An 18209-nucleotide genomic window follows, 5' to 3' on the forward strand; every position below is an offset into this window, starting at 1 on the left:
GCGCCACTTACTCATGCAAGAGCCCGGTATTTTTGATCCACCGACGCGCCCCAACCCTACCCTTGAGAGCTTAATTATGTCCGCCACCCTTTCCACCATCCTTGTAGTCGAAGACGATGCCATCGTGCGCATGCTGATCGTCGATGTCCTCGAGGAACTGGACTACAAAGTGTTGGAGGCTGACGGTAGCGAACAGGCGCTGGAGATTCTGGTGGCTACGGCCAGGCACATTGATCTGATGATGACGGATGTCGGTTTGCCCGGTATGGATGGCCGCGAACTGGCCCTGGAAGCGCGTAAAATGCGTCCCGAATTGCCAATCCTGTTTGCCAGTGGTTACGCCGAAAGTATCGATGTGCCAGATGGCATGCACGTTATCGGCAAACCCTTTTCGATTGACGAACTACGCGACAAGGTGAAGGGCATTCTGGTAACTCAGAACACTTGATCATGTAGTCCTTGGTACGACCAGATTCCCGGAAGCGCCGTACACTCTGCGCCTCGACGCCCCTCCCAACGGATATCGACAAACCGGACACTGTCCGGTTTGTGTTTTAATTCGCGCTGTTTTTTCCCCACCGTATGTTTAGGAATTCGCGTTATGAGTCAGCCTGCAACCAAAGTTCTCGTCGTTGGTTATGTCTGGCCCGAACCCCGTTCCTCCGCTGCCAGCGGGCACGTAATGCAGATTCTCGAGACGTTCCTGGCCCAAGGCTGGGACATCACCTTCAGCAGCCCGGCGGGGCCCGGTGAGCACAAGGCCGATTTGTCTGCACTGGGGATCCGCGAAGTGCCGATCGAACTCAATAACAGCAGCTTCGATACCTTCATCAGAGACCTGGCGCCCGACATTGTGTTGTTCGACCAGTTCATGATGGAAGAACAGTTCGGCTGGCGGGTTGAAAAGCATTGTCCAGACGCCCTGCGTGTTCTGGAAACATCCGACCTGCAAAGTTTGCGACATGCCCGCCATCAACGTCAGAAGGATCGTTTGAAAATCAACGACGATCAGGATGACTTCAGCGATTTGTTCGCTCCGGCATTGCGCGAAGAGTTTGAGTTGATGGCCGATACCGACCTGGCCAAGCGTGAAATCGCTGCGCTGTATCGCTGTGACTTGAACTTGATGATTTCCGAGGTCGAGATAGATCTGCTGATGTCACAGTTCGGGCTGCCGCGACAACTATTGCACTGGTGCCCGTTGATGATCGAGTCGCCGACAGCAGCATTTCGCCCGTTCGAGGAACGCGCGCATTTTCTGAGCATCGGTAATTTTCGCCACGCGCCCAACTGGGATGCCGTGCTTTGGATGAAGACCACGATCTGGCCGCTGATCCGCCAGCAACTGCCGCAGGCGCAACTGCATATCTATGGTGCGTACACCCCGCCCAAAGCCACGGCGCTGCATAATGCGGCGCAAGGGTTCCACATCATGAACTGGGCTGAAGATGCTTTGCAGGTTATGTCGGCAGCGCGGGTCTGTCTGGCCCCCCTGCGTTTCGGTGCCGGCATCAAGGGCAAACTGGTTGACGCCATGCTCTGCGGAACACCTAGCGTGACCACGCCTATCGGCGCCGAAGGCATGCACGGGGATCTCCCTTGGCCCGGCGCGGTCACACAAACGGCAAGCGACTTCGCGAACAATGCCGTTCAACTTCATACCGATGAGGTACGCTGGCAAGCGAACCAACTTGCAGGGACAGTATTGCTCAATGAGCGTTACCCTATTTCAGTTCATGGCCCGGCATTGATAAAAAAACTGATCCATTACCAACTAAACCTGAAACAACTCAGGGCCAGTAACTTTATCGGAAACATGCTACGCCACCACTCCCACAAAAGCACTCAGTACATGGCACAGTGGATTGAGGCAAAGAATCGTAACATTGCGCCAGACAGCGACACTTAAGATCCGACAACACACAACTCGAACAACATCATCATTAGTCAAATCTCTGTCATTCGTTATATACATCCTGCCCAGCCAACTTAAACAACTTACCAAGCCAGCAGGATGTAAACATGACACCGATTAGTTTTAAATACTTCCCCGCTCACGAATGGATGAGAGCGACCCCTGAATGCGACAATCTATCGCTTAAAGAAATGACATTGCCCGGTACGCACAATGCGGGCTGCGACCTGGAGGCCTCTTACTCCAGTGTATTCAAGCGTAATTGGTTCGCGTGTCAGGACGTGCCCTTCTACAGCCAGCTTAATCGCGGCGCCCGGGCGCTTGATGTACGCCTGGTCTATAACGCCAAAGCGAGCGGACTTGAGAAATTTCGTTTCGTACATAACGGAGCCCGGTCTTCGCGCACATTGGCTGATCTTATTCGCGACATTAAAGCTTTTCTCGAACGAAGCTTTAACGAGTTCATCATTCTGGACTTTCACAAACTCGAACATGGGGACGAAAGGTTCGACTTCGGCTACTTCAGCGACATGATGAAGGAGCACCTTGGAGAACACATTATACCGACAGAAAACATGAACCTGACGCTCGGAGAATTAAAGGCAGTCAGCCGGCCTCAGCGAGTCCTGGTCACCGCGCCTTATAACAGCAGTCTTGATAGAAAAATCTTCGCATCTGAAACCCCGCATCGATGGGCCGGCAGCGACGTTTCAAAGATTTTTGAAGATACTTTCTCTCACTCGCGTTTAAAACTTTATATCGCTGAAGTTCTAGCCAATCCTCCCGGGCAACGGGCGCCGTGGTCGCTGTCGGCTGCCGTCTATGACGCGGGTGGCCCAGTCAGAATGCTGAAAGACCTCGACGAATGGTTCGACCCGGAAAAAAGTGATTGGGCAGAAAAATGCAGCATCATCAACTTCGACTTTATTAAAAACTCCAAGATCGTCTATTTCTGTTATCTGGCAAATCTCAAGAAGGCGGGCAAAAAGGCTCTCCAGGGTTGATCAGCCAGCCTATTGAGGTATCGAGCTGGCACCCTGCGCCCTGAAAGAGGCATGATCGCCAGGCGATAACAAAAAAAGCGCCCAGCCATGACCCGCACCGCACGCGTGACCGACCCCTCTTACGAGTTGATGGATGACCACAACGGGCTGTCCATCATCTACCGCCAGCATGGTTTTCCCTGCCCGTTGGTGCGTTGGCATTTTCACAAGGAATACGAGCTGCACCTGATCGTTGCCAGTTCGGGCAAGGTGTTCATCGGCGACTACATCGGCAACTTCTATCCAGAATCGCTATTTCTCACCGGGCCCAATCTGCCGCACAACTGGATCAGCCAGGTGGCCGAAGACGAAATCGTCGAAAAGCGCGACATGCTGGTCAATTTCACTGATGAGTTGTTCGAGAGCGGCCACCAGGTGTTCGCCGAATTGAAGACGCTGGCGCCATTATTGGAGCGTGCTCAGTACGGCATTGAGTTCCGCTGCAAACGCACGATTCGCCAGGCCATGACGTTGATGCAAAGAATCGCCGACAGCAGCGGCATCACTCGGCTTGGGCACTTTTTCATCCTCATGGAGTTGCTCGCGGCCAGCGATGATTTCCAGTTATTGTCTGGCGCCACAACGCCGCAACTGGCGGACGAGCACAATATCGATCGCACCAACCGCGCGGTCGATTACATCTTCAGCCACTACGCCCGGGACATTTCGCTCGAAGAAGTCGCCGAGCATCTGGGCATGACACCGACCTACTTCAGCCGCGTATTCAAACAGGCGACCGGGCGCACCTTCATCGAGTTCGTTAATCGCTTGCGTATCAGCAAATCCTGCGAGCTGTTGGCTGATGGTGATAAACCGGTGACAGATGTGTGCTTCGAGTCGGGATTCAACAATATTTCTAACTTCAATCGGCGCTTTCAGCAGCTCAAGGGCATGACGCCTTCGCATTATCGACGCCTGGCGGTGCAGCGCCTGACCGAGCAAAACCACAGCTGAAAGCAGGATCAAAAGATGGCAGCCTTCGGCAGCTCCTACACCGGTCTTCTGTAGGAGCTGCCGAAGGCTGCCGTCTTTTGACCTTGGCTATAAATCTCTGAAAACCTGTACATATCCGATGTCCTCCCCCCGCTGCAATCCCCTTCCCTGCGTTTACCCCGTCAAAGTCCAGTACAAAAAAGTATCAGTCTAAGTGCGATGGATGATTTGTCAGTCCTGCGATTGAACGCTGTAATCAGCACACATTCTTCCTGCATTCGGAAGACACAAAAACAATAACCGTCCTTCTGCCTCCCCCGGGGTGCAGAAAAAGGAGTGCACGATGCAACCCACTGCAAAAGCTCTGCTTGCCCTCACCTGCATGACCCTCAGCAGCGTCAGCCTTGGCGCCCAGACCCTGACCATCGCCACCGTCAACAACAGCGACATGATCCGCATGCAGAAGCTCTCGAAAACTTTCGAGGCCGAGCACCCGGACATCAAGCTCAATTGGGTCGTGCTGGAAGAAAACGTCCTGCGCCAGCGCCTGACCACCGACATCGCCACTCAAGGCGGGCAATTCGACGTGTTGACCATCGGCATGTACGAAGCTGCACTGTGGGGCGCCAAGGGTTGGCTTGAACCGATGAAAGACCTGCCGGCCAGTTACGCCCTCGACGATGTGTTCCCTTCGGTGCGCGAAGGTCTGTCGGTCAAGGGTTCGCTGTATGCCCTGCCGTTCTACGCCGAAAGCTCGATCACCTATTACCGCACCGACCTGTTCAAGGAGGCCGGCCTGACCATGCCAGAGCGGCCGACCTGGGAGCAGATCGCTGGTTTCGCGGAAAAACTCACCGACAAAGATAAAGAGCAATACGGTATCTGCCTGCGCGGCAAGGCCGGCTGGGGCGAGAACATGGCGTTGATCAGCACCGTCGCCAATGCCTACGGCGCACGCTGGTTCGATGAGCAATGGAAGCCGGAATTCACGGGGCCCGAGTGGAAAAACGCGCTGAATTTCTACGTCGACACCATGAAGAAATCCGGCCCGCCGGGCGCCTCCAGCAACGGTTTCAACGAAAATCTTGCGCTGTTCAACAGCGGCAAATGCGCGATCTGGGTCGATGCAAGCGTCGCCGGCTCGTTCGTCACCGACAAGACCCAGAGCAAGGTTAGCGACCACGTCGGCTTCACCTTCGCACCGCATCAAGTCACCGACAAAGGTTCGGCATGGCTGTATTCGTGGGCGCTGGCGATTCCGACCAGCTCCAAGGCCAAGGATGCCGCGAAAACCTTCAGCGCCTGGGCCACGTCGAAAGAATACGGCGCACTGGTTGCCGAGAAGGACGGGATCGCCAACGTACCGCCGGGCACCCGCGCCACGACCTACAGCGATGCCTACATGAAGGCCGCGCCGTTTGCCAAGGTCACGCTGGAATCGCTGAAAGCCGCCGACCCGAGCAAACCGACGCTCAAACCGGTGCCGTACATCGGTATTCAATTGGTGACCATCCCTGAATTCCAGGCGGTGGGCACTCAGGTCGGCAAGCTGTTCTCGGCGGCGCTGATCGGCCAGACCACGGTGGATCAGGCGCTGGCGTCAGCGCAGCAGACCACTGAACGCGAGATGAAGCGCGCGGGTTATCCGAAGTAAACCAGCGCATTTCCATGTGGGAGCGAGCCTGCTCGCGAAAGCGCCAGGTCAGTCACTGAGATGTTGACTGTGACGGCCTCTTCGCGAGCAGGCTCGCTCCCACAGTTGATCTTCATCCGCCCGTCGCTAATCGGTTATTGCCATGAATACTTCAACTGCCAAAGCCCAAATCGACCTGTCCCGACCGCAGCGCAAAAGCCGCGTGGCCAATCCCGGCTGGTTTCTGGTCAGCCCCTCCGTGGCCTTGTTGCTGCTGTGGATGATCGTGCCGCTGGGCATGACCGTTTACTTCTCGATGATCCGCTACAACCTGCTCTACCCCGGTGAAAACCAGTTCGTGGGGCTTGAGAACTTCACTTATTTCCTGACCGATTCGGGCTTCATGCCCGGCGCCACCAACACCTTGTTATTGGTCGGCAGCGTGTTGCTGATCAGTGTGGTGTTCGGCGTATTGATCAGTGCGTTGCTGGAGGCCAGTGAGTTTCTCGGCCGTGGCATCGTGCGGGTCATGCTGATTTCGCCGTTCTTCATCATGCCCACGGTCGGCGCGCTGATCTGGAAGAACCTGATTTTCCATCCGGTGTCCGGAATCCTCGCCTACATCTGGAAACTGTTCGGCGCACAACCGGTGGACTGGCTGGCGCACTACCCGCTGCTGTCGATCATCATCATTGTTTCGTGGCAATGGCTGCCCTTCGCGATCCTGATCCTGATGACGGCCATGCAGTCCCTCGACCAGGAACAGAAAGAAGCCGCGCGCCTCGACGGTGCAGGTCCCATCGCCATCTTCTGGCACCTGACGCTGCCGCACCTGGCTCGGCCGATTGCGGTGGTGGTAATGATCGAAACGATCTTCCTGCTGTCGGTGTTCGCCGAGATTTTCACCACCACCAACGGCGGCCCCGGCTACGCCTCGACCAACCTCGCCTACCTGATCTACAACCAGGCGCTGGTGCAGTTCGACGTCGGCATGGCCTCGGCGGGCGGCTTGATTGCCGTGGTCATCGCCAACATCGCCGCGATCATTCTGGTGCGGATGATCGGCAAAAACCTGACTGACAAAGCCTGAGGCCTGCCATGACTCTTCAACAATCCCGCCGGCTGCAAAGCCTGCTGCTCGGCACCCTGGCCTGGGCCATCGCGATCGTGATTTTCTTCCCGATCTTCTGGATGGTGATGACCAGTTTCAAGACCGAAATCGACGCCTTCGCCACGCCGCCGCAGTTCATCTTCACGCCCACGCTGGAGAATTACCTGCACATCAACGAGCGCAGCGACTACTTCAGTTTTGCCTGGAATTCGGTGGTGATTTCCTTCAGCGCCACCGCGCTGAGCCTGCTGATTGCAGTGCCGGCCGCCTACTCGATGGCGTTCTACGAAACCCAGCGCACCAAAGGCACGCTGCTTTGGATGCTCTCCACCAAAATGCTGCCGCCAGTGGGCGTGCTGATGCCAATCTACCTGCTGGCCAAGAGTTTCGGCCTGCTCGATACGCGCATCGCGCTGATCGTGATCTACACGCTGATCAACCTGCCGATTGTGGTCTGGATGGTTTACACCTACTTCAAGGACATCCCCAAAGACATCCTCGAAGCCGCCCGCCTCGACGGCGCCACGCTGTGGCAGGAAATGGTCCGCGTGCTGCTGCCAATCGCCAAGGGCGGCCTCGCCTCGACCGTGCTGCTGTCGCTGATCCTGTGCTGGAACGAGGCCTTCTGGTCACTGAACCTGACTTCCTCGAAAGCCGCACCACTGACCGCGTTGATCGCCTCGTACTCAAGCCCTGAAGGATTGTTCTGGGCCAAGTTGTCGGCGGTGTCGACTCTGGCCTGTGCGCCGATTCTGATCTTCGGCTGGATCAGCCAGAAACAACTGGTGCGCGGGCTGTCGTTTGGCGCTGTGAAGTAGATATTTCAGAAGCAAAAGATCGCAGCCTTCGGCAGCTCCTACACAGAGCACACCGTCCCCCTGTAGGAGCTGCCGCAGGCTGCGATCTTTTGATCTTAAAAAAACAACAATGCGGAGGCCCATCACCATGGCCAACCTGAAAATCAAGAATCTGCAAAAAGGCTTCGAAGGTTTCTCCATCATCAAGGGCATCGACCTGGAAGTGAACGACAAGGAATTCGTGGTCTTCGTCGGCCCGTCCGGCTGCGGCAAGTCCACGCTGCTGCGCCTGATCGCAGGCCTGGAAGAAGTCAGCGACGGCACCATCGAACTGGATGGCCGCGACATCACCGAAGTCAGCCCGGCCAAACGCGACCTGGCGATGGTGTTTCAGACCTACGCGCTTTACCCGCACATGACCGTGAAAAAGAACATGTCCTTCGCCCTCGATCTGGCCGGTGTGCCGAAAGCCGAAGTCGAGCAGAAAGTCGGTGAGGCGGCGCGCATTCTTGAGCTCGGGCCGATGCTCGAGCGCAAACCTAAACAGCTCTCCGGCGGGCAGCGTCAACGTGTCGCGATCGGCCGCGCCATCGTGCGCAATCCGAAAATCTTCCTGTTCGACGAGCCCCTGTCCAACCTCGACGCCGCGCTGCGCGTGCAGATGCGTCTGGAACTGCTGCGCCTGCACAAGGACCTGCAAGCGACCATGATCTACGTGACCCACGACCAGGTCGAAGCGATGACCATGGCCGACAAAGTCGTGGTGCTCAATAGCGGCAGGATCGAGCAGGTCGGCTCGCCGCTGGACCTCTATCACAGCCCGGCCAACCTGTTCGTCGCCGGTTTCCTCGGCACACCGAAAATGGGTTTCCTCAAGGGCAAGATTACCCGCGTCGGTGGCCCAAGCTGCGAAGTCGCGCTGGACGCTGGTACCCGCATCACCCTGCCTTTCAACGCCGCGCACCTGAGCGTCGGCAGCGCTGTGACCTTGGGTATTCGCCCGGAACATCTGGAGCTGGCGCAACCGGGCGACTGCACCCTGCAAGTCACCGCCGATGTCAGCGAACGTCTGGGCAGCGACACCTTTTGCCACGTCAAAACCAACGCAGGCGAAGCTCTGACCATGCGTGTGCGCGGTGATCTGGCAAGCCGATATGGCGAGCAACTGAATCTTTATCTGGACGCCGCCCACTGCCATTTATTTGATGCCGAAGGCGTGGCGCTGACCCGTCCGCTGCGTGCGGCTGCCTGATTTTTTCGAGAGTTTTCCCATGAAACTGAACAAACAGAATCTCAACCGCCTCGCCGCCGAAGTGCAACTGCCGGCCTACAGCCTCAGCGACACTCGCCAGGGCATCGCGCACATTGGCGTCGGTGGCTTTCACCGGGCGCATCAGGCGTATTACACCGACGCGCTGATGAACACCGGCGAAGCCCTGGACTGGGCGATTTGCGGCGTCGGCCTGCGCGCCGAAGACCGTCGCGCCCGCGACGATCTCAAAGAGCAGGATTACTTGTTTACCCTGTTCGAACTCGGCGACAGCGATGACACCGAAGTGCGCGTCATCGGCGCGATTCGCGACATGCTCCTGGCCGAAGACGGCGCGCAGGCGTTGATCGACAAACTCGCCGATCCGCAGATCCGCATCGTCTCGCTGACCATCACCGAGGGCGGGTACTGCATCGACGACAGCAACGGCGAATTCATGGCGCACCTGCCGCAGATCCAGCACGATCTGGCGCACCCGGGCGCACCGACAACCGTGTTCGGTTTCCTCTGCGCGGCCCTGGAGAAACGCCGTGGCGCAGGCACGCCGGCGTTCACGATCATGTCCTGCGATAACCTGCCGCACAACGGCGCGGTGACCCGCAAGGCGCTGCTGGCCTTCGCCACCCTGCGCAACACGGGGCTGCGCGACTGGATCGAGCAGAATGTCAGTTTCCCCAACGCGATGGTCGACCGCATCACCCCAATGACCAGCACCGCGCACCGTCTGCAACTGGCCGACAAACACGCGGTGGACGACGTCTGGCCGGTGGTCTGCGAACCGTTTGTGCAGTGGGTGCTGGAAGACAAATTCGTCAATGGTCGTCCGGCATGGGAGAAGGTTGGCGTGCAGTTCACCGACGACGTGTCGCCGTACGAAGAGATGAAGATCAAATTACTCAACGGCAGCCATCTGGCGCTGACCTATCTGGGTTTTTTGAAGGGCTATCGCTTTGTCCACGAAACCATGAACGACCCGCTGTTCGTGCGTTACATGCGCGCTTACATGAACCTGGATGTCACGCCGCAACTGGCACCGGTGCCCGGTATCGACCTGGACGATTACAAAGACACGCTGGTAGCGCGGTTCTCTAACCAAGCGATTGCCGATCAGCTTGAGCGGGTGTGTTCGGATGGTTCGTCGAAGTTTCCCAAGTTCACTGTTCCGACGATCAACCGGTTGATTGCCGATGGGCGCGAGACCCGCCGCGCGGCGTTGGTAGTGGCGGCCTGGGCGTTGTATTTGAAGGGCGTGGATGAGAATGGCGATACCTATTCCATTCCTGATCCGCGGGCTGTTTTTTGTCAGGCGTTGGTGGCGCAGGATGCTTCGATGACTGAGCGTTTGTTGGCGGTCGAGGAAATTTTCGGCAAGGCGATACCGAGGTCGGTGGAATTTGTCGCAGCGTTTGAATGGTGTTGCGATAGTTTGCGCGAGGTGGGTGTTACGCGGACTTTGGAGCGTGTGCTGGCCTGAGTTATGCGGTGAAGCTACCGACGTCATCGCTGGCAAGCCAGCTCCCACATTTTCTCGATGGCACTCAATACTTGTGAACGACTGAGAACCCTGTGGGAGCTGGCTTGCCAGCGATTGGCCACACCCGGATTGACCTGACTCCTTGAGGATATTCTTGTGACAACCCGACAACTCTTCCTCGGCATAGACTGCGGCACCCAAGGCACCAAAGCGATCATCCTCGATGCCGCCAGCGGTCAGGTGCTCGGCCAGGGCGCCGCGGCGCACACGATGATCAGCGGCGCCAATGGCCGTCGCGAGCAAGACACTCAGCAATGGCTTGAAGCTTTCGCCCTCGCCACCCGCCAGGCGCTGCTGGCGGCGGATGTCGATGGCCAATCAATCCTCGGCATCGGTGTTTCCGGGCAGCAGCACGGTCTGGTGCTACTCGATGATGAAGGCGAAGTCCTGCGCCCGGCCAAACTCTGGTGCGACACCGAAACCAGCGCTGAAAACGACCGATTGCTCACCCACCTCGGCGGCGAAAACGGCTCTCTGGAACGCCTCGGCGTGGTCATCGCGCCGGGTTACACCGTGTCAAAACTGCTCTGGACCAAAGAACAACATCCAGACGTATTCGCGCGCATCGCCCGCGTCCTGCTGCCCCACGATTACCTCAACTATTGGCTCACCGGCCGAGCCTGCAGCGAGTACGGCGACGCGTCCGGCACCGGTTATTTCAACGTCCGCAGCCGCCAGTGGGATTTGCAGCTGTTGCGCGATATCGACCCCAGCGGACGCCTGCAAGCGGCGTTGCCGGAGTTGATCGATGCGCACGAAGCCGTAGGCACGATCCTGCCCGCAATTGCCGAACACCTCGGCATCAACCGCAACGCATTGGTGTCCAGCGGTGGCGGTGACAACATGATGGGCGCCATCGGCACCGGCAATATCCAGCCCGGCGCGATCACCATGAGCCTCGGGTCGTCCGGCACTGTGTACGCCTATGCTGATGCGCCAACGGTCAGTGCGGATGCTTCGGTTGCGACTTTTTGCTCCTCCAGCGGCGGTTGGCTGCCGCTGATCTGCACCATGAACCTGACCAACGCCACCGGCGCGATTCGCGAACTGTTCGACCTCGATCTCGATCAGTTCAACACCCTCGTCGCCCAAGCCCCTATCGGGGCTGAAGGCGTGTGTATGCTGCCATTCCTCAACGGCGAGCGCGTACCCGCCCTGCCCCACGCCACCGGCAGCCTGCACGGCTTGACGCTGGACAACCTGACGCAGGCCAATGTGTGCCGCGCCGCCATCGAAGGCACGACCTTCGGCTTGCGTTATGGACTGGATTTACTCCGGCACAATGGTTTACAAAGCCGCAGCATTTGCCTGATTGGCGGCGGTTCGAAAAGCGCGGTGTGGCGGCAGATCGTCGCCGACATCATGGACACCCCGGTGATCTGCACCGAACAAAGCGAAGCCGCTGCCCTCGGCGCGGCGATTCAGGCAGCGTGGTGCAAATCCTGGTCAAACGGCCACGAAGACACGCTGGCCGACCTCTGCCAGCGCTGCGTGAAACTCGACCTGAACAGTGAAACCCTGCCGATCGCCGCCAATGTCGCGGCGTTCCAGCAGGCTTATGAACGCTATCAACAGCATGTCGCAACCCTATAAAGAGCAAACAATTATGTATTTGGTGTGTGGCGAAGCGCTGTTTGATTTCTTCAGCGAAGACGATTCCAGTGGTCTGGCGTCGAAAGTGAATTTCAAAGCGATTGCTGGCGGCTCGCCGTTCAACGTCGCAGTGGGTTTGCGCCGTTTAGGTGTGGAATCGGCCTTGTTCGGCGGGCTGTCCACCGATTACCTCGGCCGACGCTTGCAACAGGTGCTGCAGGACGAAGGTGTGCGCCCGGATTATCTGGTGGACTTCGCTGCACCAACCACGCTGGCGATGGTCGCCGTGTGTGCCAATGGCTCGCCGCATTACAGCTTTCGCGGTGAAGGCTGCGCTGACCGGCAACTGAGCCTGGCGCATCTGCCTACGCTAGGCCCCGAAGTACGCGGCTTGCACATTGGCTCATTTTCCCTGGTGGTGCAGCCGATTGCCGACACACTGCTGGCGTTGGTGCAGCGTGAAAGCGGCAAACGCCTGATCAGCCTCGACCCCAACGTACGCCTCAATCCCGAGCCGAACATCGATCTGTGGCGCGAACGAATCGCCACGCTGGTGCGACTGGCCGATCTGATCAAAGTCAGTGATGAAGACTTGAGCCTGCTGTATCCCGAGCAGGATCCGCAGCGGGTCATCGAAGGCTGGCTGGAGCATCGTTGCCACATGGTATTCCTCACCCGTGGCGGTGAAGGCGCAAGCGTGTTCAGTCGCGCCCACGGCTCCTGGTCAGTGCCAGCCTGTTCCGTGAAGATCGCCGATACCGTTGGCGCCGGTGACACCTTCCAGGCTGCACTGATTACCTGGCTGACCGAACAGGGTCTGGACTCGGTAGAAGGCGTGCAGCAATTGGCTCGCGAACAGATCGACGCGATGCTCAAGTTCGCTGTGCAAGCGGCGGCGCTGACGTGCAGCAAGACCGGCCCGGATCTGCCCTATCGTCATCAATTGGCCTGAACGCGTAAACTGTCGCCCTTTTACGCGCATGACAGGATGACGGCTTTTGAATTCTCGGCAGACGATTGGACTATTGATACTCGCGGCACTGTTGACAGGCTGCGGCACCTCGCCGCCCCGCTCGCCTGAAAACATCTGCGAGATCTTCCGGGAAAAAAGCGATTGGTACGACGCCGCGCAAGTCACGCAAAAGCGCTGGGGCGTACCGATCCAGGTGCCGTTCGCGATCATGTATCAGGAGTCCGGTTACCGCTACGACGCCAAGACGCCACGCAAATACCTGCTCTGGATAATTCCGTGGGGCCGCGTCTCGACCGCCTCTGGTTATGCGCAGGCCAAGGATGAAGTCTGGTCCGACTACCAGAAAAGCACCGGCAGAAACTGGGCCGACCGCGAAGACTTCGACGACGCCATCGACTTCGTCGGCTGGTACATGGACAAGACCACCTCGATCAACGGCGTCTACAAATACGACGCCTATGGCCAGTACCTTAACTATCACGAAGGCTGGGGCGGTTATCGCAACAAGACCTACGCCAGCAAAGCGTGGCTGATGCCGACGGCGCGCAAGGTGCAGAATCGTTCCGACATGTATGCAAGGCAATATGCCGGGTGCAAGGAAGACCTCAACCGAGGTTTCTGGAGTCGGTTCTGGCACTGGCTATAAATCCATACCCCTGTAGGAGCTGCCGAAGACTGCGATCTTTTTGATCTTGTTTTTGAAAATCAAAAGATCGCAGCCTTCGGCAGCTCCTACAGGGAATTTGGGTGCGGCGCAGGGCCAGTGTGGGAGCTAGCCTGATAGCGATGGCAACCGTTCAAGCGCTACAAATCCAGGGTTTACAACACTGAAAAGTTGTAACTCACAATCAACCGTGTTTCATCCACATCCCGCGCAAACTGCTGGTAATTCGTCCGGTAAGTCGCATTACGCAAGCGTAAACTCACGTCCTTGAATGTCCCCGTCTGAATCACGTACTTCAACTCGCTGTCACGCTCCCACTCTTTGCCTTCCTGATCACTGCCCACGACCTTGATGTGATCACCGTTCACATAACGCGTCAGGAAACTCAGACCGTTGATGCCGATCGCCTTGAAGTCATAGTCATAACGCAGTTGCCAGGAGCGTTCCTGCGCAGCGGCAAAGTCGTTGACTTGCACATAGTTGACCAGATACGGGTTGCTGCCATCGAGGTACGGCATCGAGTTGTCACCGTTCATGCGTTGCCAGCCAGTACTGAAAGTGTGGCCGCTGATGGCGTAAGACAGCATGCCGCTCAGTGCACGGTTGTCGACTGAGCCGGCTTTTGCATCACCGCTGTCGGCACTTTTCAGCAAGCGCAGGTCAGCTTTCAATACACCGTTGCCCAGCGGCTGATTGCCCAACAACCCCACGAAATGCTGACGATAGATGTCTTCAAGTTCGGCGTAGTGATACTGCGCGGTCAGACGATCGTTGATCTGATAGTCGAAGCCGTACATGTCGAAATGGTCGGCGGTGGTGTTACACGCGTAGCGCTTGTTCTTGCAGTGCACGCGGATGTCTTGCGAATCGGTGGAATCACGCGCGGTGTACTTGTCCAAACGCGCCGCCATGAAGGTCAGGTCCTTCACTTCTTTTGAAGTCAGCATTGCGCCATTGAACATCGTCGGCAGCAGACGACCATCGTTGTATTTCAGCAGCGGCAGATCCGGCAGCAGCGCGCCGTACTTCAGCACGGTGTCCGAGATTTTCACCTTCGCCGTCAGGCCCATCTTGGCGTACTGGCCTTTCGAACCGCGCGGGTCGTTGCCGCTCGATGGCAGCAAGCCGCTATTGCTGCGGTCAGGGCTGGAATCGAGTTGAAAGCCGAGCATGCCCAGCGCATCGATACCGAAACCCACGGTGCCCTCGGTGTAACCCGATTGCAGATTAAGAATGAAGCCCTGCGCCGACTCTTCACGCTTGGAAGCGCCCTGATCGTTGGACGTGCGCCCATCACGGAAATCGCGGTTGAAGTACACCGTGCGCGACTCGATTTTCGCTTTGGTGTCTTCAAGAAATCCGCCGGCCTGCACTTGCGCGGTGAAACCGGCGCACAGCACAAAGGCTCCGAAGCCAAACGACTGGCGCGGGGGGATGAGAAAAAATGGGGGACGCATGAAAAACTCCAACATTGAAGCGTTTGCGCAAACGCGCAATAAGCCAGAAAAATAGCTCCCGTCCCGGATCAATGAAGCGCCGAGAGGAAGTGAACACGCAGGGGTGAGCCGCAATGATGGCAGATGGCTTTGACGTGCTACAGGCGACTTTAGTCTGAAACTGACTGGCTATTCTTCGGCGCTCTGCCGTTTGAACCCTCCAGATTGGCGAGCCATGCTTTTGGGGAATACCCGATTTTATTGGGCCGAGCGTTCGTCCTAAGGGTTTTCCCTATAACCCGCACAGGCTGGGCGTACGGCATTTGCGCCTTGAACGAGACGGTCTAATCCTGCAACATCCACCTCCTGCTTATTCAACGGACGGAATTCAAGGCATGCTGGACGCCAACGCAACCCACATCACCCTAACCCTCGAAGGCGTTTGCGCTGACCTGCAAGTCCTGAGCTTCACCGGTCGCGAAGCCCTCAACGAACCGTTCCGTTTTGACCTCGAACTGGTCAGCGCTCGCCCCGACCTCAAGCTCGAAGAGCTGCTGCACAAGCGCGGCGTGCTGACGTTTGGTGCCACCGGTGAAGGCACGATCCACGGTTTGGTGTACCGCATCGAGCAAGGCGATTCCGGCAAAACCCTGACGCGTTACAGCATCAGCCTTGTGCCGCAACTCGCCTATCTGCGGCACAACCACGATCAGCAGATTTTCCAGCAACTGACCGTGCCGAAGATCATCGCTCAGGTGCTGGAAGATCGCGGCATTCTTGCTGATGCCTACAGCTTTCAGCTCAATGCCGAGTACCCGGAACGCGACTACTGCGTGCAGTACGACGAGTCCGACCTGCATTTCATCCAGCGTTTGTGCGAAGAGGAAGGCATTCACTTCCACTTCCAGCACAGCAGCAGCGGCCACAAACTGGTGTTCGGCGACGACCAGACCGTTTTCCGCAAACTCAAAGCCGTGAGCTATCAGCAAGACTCCGGCATGAGCGCCGACAAACCAGTCATCAAGCGCTTCAACCTGCGCCTGGAAACCCGCACCACCCGCGTCAGCCGCCGCGACTACGACTTCGAAAAACCGAAGATCCTGCCCGAAGGCGCGGTCAAGTCCGAGTTCGCTCCGGACCTTGAGGACTACGACTACCCCGGCCGCTTCACCACTCGCGAGCGCGGCAAATTCCTCTCGACTCGCGCACTTGAACGCCATCGCAGCGACTACAAACTCGCCGAAGGCAAAGGTGACGAGCCAACGCTCACCAGCGGCCATTTCCTCACCCTCGCCGAACACCCACGCGCCGAGTGGAACGACCTGTGGCTGCTGCTGGAAGTCTTCCACGAAGGCAAACAACCGCAAGTGCTCGGCGAAAACGTCACCAGCGACGTCACCGACAACAAAAGCGATTTCCACCAGGGCTACCGCAACAGCTTCATCGCCACCCCGTGGGACGCGCACTACCGCCCTGCCCTCGAACACCCGAAACCTAAAGTCCTCGGCAGCCAGACTGCCGTCGTCACCGGCCCGGCCGGCGAAGAAATCCACTGCGACCAGTACGGCCGCATCAAAGTCCAGTTCCACTGGGACCGCGACGGCCAGGCCGACGATAAAACCACCTGCTGGATGCGCGTCGCCAGTGGCTGGGCCGGCGCAGCCTACGGCGGCATCGCCATCCCGCGCATCGGCATGGAAGTCCTCGTCACCTTCCTCGAAGGCGACCCCGACCAGCCACTCGTCACCGGCTGCCTGTACCACAAGGAAAACGTCGTCCCCTACGACCTGCCGGCAAACAAAACCCGCAGCACCTTCAAAACCCTGAGCTCACCGGGCGGCAAGGGCTACAACGAATTTCGCATCGAAGACAAAAAGGGTGTGGAGCAGATCTACATCCACGCCCAGCGCGATTGGGACGAAAACATCGAGCACGACCAGAAGATTCGTGTGGGCAACGAACGGCACGACACCGTTGAAGCCAACACCCTGAGCGAGTTCAAGGTTGAAGAACACCGGATTACGCATCTGGATCGTAAAAGCGAAATGCGTGCGGATGATCACCTGACGGTTGCGGTGACTCAGCATGTGAAAGTGGGGACTGCGCAGTTTGTTGAGGCCGGGACGGAGATTCATTACCACGCTGGTGAGAGGGTGGTGATTGAAGGCGCGATGGAACTCACTGCCAAGGCTGGCGGGAGTTTCGTCAAGGTTGATGCAGGCGGCGTGACCATTAGCGGTGCTGAGGTGAAGGTGAACACCGGCGGTGCACCTGGGGTTGGGACGCCTGCCGCTCCGTTGCTTCCGGGGCCGATGAAGGTGGCGGATGCGGATAAGGCGGGCAAAGCACCGCTCCCCGTCCGTTTGAATGAGTCAGGCATTACACCGTTGTGCGGAAAACAAAGTAACGGCGCTTGCAGCCGTAAGGATTGCACATGCATGTAAAAGCGCTAAGCGCCCTCCTCGATGCCCCGCGCCACGCATTCGACCAATTGCCAAGAGAAAGCGCCGGCCCGACGCTGTGTTTCATAATCGACCGCACACGTCAGCCAGAAGCAACGAGCCGCCTCTACCGCCTCGGTGAGCCTATCAACTGCCAAGGTCTGTTCCTCGACACCGACTTCGCTGAAATGGCTGCGGAGGGCCCGTTATGGCTGACTGCACCATGGGGCAGTCGCGTGGCTGCGGAAGCGGCAAAACTCTGCGAAGAAAACTTCGCCGGTATCGCACTGACCACCGACGACCCTGCCAAAGCACTCGCCCATGCCCGCTGGCTGCTGCGCGCCAACGACGGCTCCGGTGGCCAAAGCTTGTTGAGTTTCCACAAACCCAGCCTATGGGCCGCTCTGGCCTACACCGCAGGTGAAAACTCGCACCAACTCTTCGGCCCCTGGCAGCACGTATACAGCCCTGCGCCGGTTCACTTTGGCCGTAATCGCGGAACATGGCTGAGGTGGCGCCCCGTCTCGGAACTCGAATGGCTGGGCGACGTCTCAGCGTTCAACCTGCCGCAAGCCGCACCAACGGTTCAAGAGCATCTGGGTTGGGTTTACTGGGCAGACGAGCAATACGCTGTTTACGGCGAACCAACCGACGAACAACTGCCCAACCTCGTGGAAAACCTTAAGGTATTGGTTGCCCACAACATTTACGAAGGTCGTCATTTACTGAAACTGGGCCAGATCACCAACGGCCCACTGCTGGAAACGCAGCCACAGGCAATGACCATCCTGCAATCCAGGGAAGAGTCGTTCATCAAAGTTCAGCAGCTGCAGCAACTCGCCACCAGCGCTGCTTGATGACCCCGT

The 18209-nt window shown here is 57.9% G+C and carries 15 protein-coding genes; 14 read left to right on the forward strand and 1 reads right to left on the reverse strand.

Annotated elements, in window-relative coordinates:
- Window positions 1–76 precede the first annotated feature (76 nt).
- From H8B20_RS21700 to H8B20_RS21755, 12 genes are all read left to right on the forward strand, one after another.
- On the forward strand, window positions 77–448 hold the full coding sequence (locus H8B20_RS21700; RefSeq protein ID WP_210624563.1) for a response regulator: 372 nt from the start codon (window positions 77–79) through the stop codon (window positions 446–448).
- Between the two features lie 153 nt (window positions 449–601).
- Window positions 602–1909, forward strand: coding sequence for a glycosyltransferase (locus H8B20_RS21705; protein WP_210624564.1), 1308 nt, complete (start codon window positions 602–604; stop codon window positions 1907–1909).
- 113 nt (window positions 1910–2022) lie between these two features.
- The gene (locus H8B20_RS21710) at window positions 2023–2919 is read left to right on the forward strand and encodes a phosphatidylinositol-specific phospholipase C domain-containing protein (protein ID WP_210624565.1); all 897 of its coding nucleotides are present in this window, start codon (window positions 2023–2025) and stop codon (window positions 2917–2919) included.
- 87 nt (window positions 2920–3006) lie between these two features.
- Window positions 3007–3912 carry an AraC family transcriptional regulator gene (locus H8B20_RS21715; RefSeq protein ID WP_150591942.1) on the forward strand — a complete coding sequence of 302 codons (906 nt, stop codon included), beginning with the start codon at window positions 3007–3009 and terminating at the stop codon, window positions 3910–3912.
- Between the two features lie 322 nt (window positions 3913–4234).
- Complete coding sequence (locus H8B20_RS21720; RefSeq protein WP_210624566.1) at window positions 4235–5545, forward strand: ABC transporter substrate-binding protein; 1311 nt, start codon at window positions 4235–4237, stop codon at window positions 5543–5545.
- A gap of 142 nt (window positions 5546–5687) precedes the next feature.
- Window positions 5688–6614, forward strand: a complete 927-nt coding sequence (locus H8B20_RS21725; RefSeq protein WP_210624567.1) for a carbohydrate ABC transporter permease — start codon at window positions 5688–5690, stop codon at window positions 6612–6614.
- Between the two features lie 8 nt (window positions 6615–6622).
- Complete coding sequence (locus H8B20_RS21730) at window positions 6623–7453, forward strand: carbohydrate ABC transporter permease (RefSeq protein ID WP_150591945.1); 831 nt, start codon at window positions 6623–6625, stop codon at window positions 7451–7453.
- A 127-nt stretch (window positions 7454–7580) separates the two neighbouring features.
- Window positions 7581–8684, forward strand: coding sequence for an ABC transporter ATP-binding protein (locus H8B20_RS21735; RefSeq protein WP_210624568.1), 1104 nt, complete (start codon window positions 7581–7583; stop codon window positions 8682–8684).
- Window positions 8685–8703: 19 nt separating this feature from the next.
- A complete protein-coding gene (locus H8B20_RS21740) occupies window positions 8704–10176 on the forward strand; it encodes a mannitol dehydrogenase family protein (protein WP_210624569.1) in 1473 nt (490 codons plus the stop codon).
- Between the two features lie 156 nt (window positions 10177–10332).
- On the forward strand, window positions 10333–11829 hold the full coding sequence (xylB, locus tag H8B20_RS21745) for a xylulokinase (RefSeq protein WP_210624570.1): 1497 nt from the start codon (window positions 10333–10335) through the stop codon (window positions 11827–11829).
- Window positions 11830–11842: 13 nt separating this feature from the next.
- On the forward strand, window positions 11843–12781 hold the full coding sequence (locus H8B20_RS21750; RefSeq protein WP_210624571.1) for a carbohydrate kinase family protein: 939 nt from the start codon (window positions 11843–11845) through the stop codon (window positions 12779–12781).
- A 46-nt stretch (window positions 12782–12827) separates the two neighbouring features.
- Complete coding sequence (locus tag H8B20_RS21755; RefSeq protein ID WP_115148129.1) at window positions 12828–13448, forward strand: transglycosylase SLT domain-containing protein; 621 nt, start codon at window positions 12828–12830, stop codon at window positions 13446–13448.
- Window positions 13449–13621: 173 nt separating this feature from the next.
- Here the strand turns inward: H8B20_RS21755 and H8B20_RS21760 are convergent, their stop codons facing one another.
- Entirely contained in the window at window positions 13622–14923 is a 1302-nt protein-coding gene (locus tag H8B20_RS21760; RefSeq protein ID WP_210624572.1) for an OprD family porin, read from the reverse strand.
- A gap of 374 nt (window positions 14924–15297) precedes the next feature.
- Between H8B20_RS21760 and H8B20_RS21765 the strand changes: the two genes are divergently transcribed.
- The gene (locus H8B20_RS21765; protein ID WP_210624573.1) at window positions 15298–17346 is read left to right on the forward strand and encodes a type VI secretion system Vgr family protein; all 2049 of its coding nucleotides are present in this window, start codon (window positions 15298–15300) and stop codon (window positions 17344–17346) included.
- Window positions 17337–18200 carry a DUF4123 domain-containing protein gene (locus H8B20_RS21770; protein WP_210624574.1) on the forward strand — a complete coding sequence of 288 codons (864 nt, stop codon included), beginning with the start codon at window positions 17337–17339 and terminating at the stop codon, window positions 18198–18200. Before H8B20_RS21765 ends, H8B20_RS21770 begins: the two co-directional genes overlap by 10 nt.
- Window positions 18201–18209 lie beyond the last annotated feature (9 nt).

Origin of the sequence: Pseudomonas sp. P42, assembly GCF_017973755.1 — a bacterium.
GTDB classification, from domain to species: domain Bacteria; phylum Pseudomonadota; class Gammaproteobacteria; order Pseudomonadales; family Pseudomonadaceae; genus Aquipseudomonas; species Aquipseudomonas iridis.

Coding starts and splice junctions, on each gene's coding strand:
- H8B20_RS21700 (WP_210624563.1), top strand. CDS start 77: ATGTCCGCCACCCTTTCCACCATCCTTGTAGTCGAAGACGATGCCATC.
- H8B20_RS21705 (WP_210624564.1), top strand. CDS start 602: ATGAGTCAGCCTGCAACCAAAGTTCTCGTCGTTGGTTATGTCTGGCCC.
- H8B20_RS21710 (WP_210624565.1), top strand. CDS start 2,023: ATGACACCGATTAGTTTTAAATACTTCCCCGCTCACGAATGGATGAGA.
- H8B20_RS21715 (WP_150591942.1), top strand. CDS start 3,007: ATGACCCGCACCGCACGCGTGACCGACCCCTCTTACGAGTTGATGGAT.
- H8B20_RS21720 (WP_210624566.1), top strand. CDS start 4,235: ATGCAACCCACTGCAAAAGCTCTGCTTGCCCTCACCTGCATGACCCTC.
- H8B20_RS21725 (WP_210624567.1), top strand. CDS start 5,688: ATGAATACTTCAACTGCCAAAGCCCAAATCGACCTGTCCCGACCGCAG.
- H8B20_RS21730 (WP_150591945.1), top strand. CDS start 6,623: ATGACTCTTCAACAATCCCGCCGGCTGCAAAGCCTGCTGCTCGGCACC.
- H8B20_RS21735 (WP_210624568.1), top strand. CDS start 7,581: ATGGCCAACCTGAAAATCAAGAATCTGCAAAAAGGCTTCGAAGGTTTC.
- H8B20_RS21740 (WP_210624569.1), top strand. CDS start 8,704: ATGAAACTGAACAAACAGAATCTCAACCGCCTCGCCGCCGAAGTGCAA.
- H8B20_RS21750 (WP_210624571.1), top strand. CDS start 11,843: ATGTATTTGGTGTGTGGCGAAGCGCTGTTTGATTTCTTCAGCGAAGAC.
- H8B20_RS21760 (WP_210624572.1), bottom strand. CDS start 14,923: ATGCGTCCCCCATTTTTTCTCATCCCCCCGCGCCAGTCGTTTGGCTTC.
- H8B20_RS21765 (WP_210624573.1), top strand. CDS start 15,298: ATGCTGGACGCCAACGCAACCCACATCACCCTAACCCTCGAAGGCGTT.
- H8B20_RS21770 (WP_210624574.1), top strand. CDS start 17,337: ATGCATGTAAAAGCGCTAAGCGCCCTCCTCGATGCCCCGCGCCACGCA.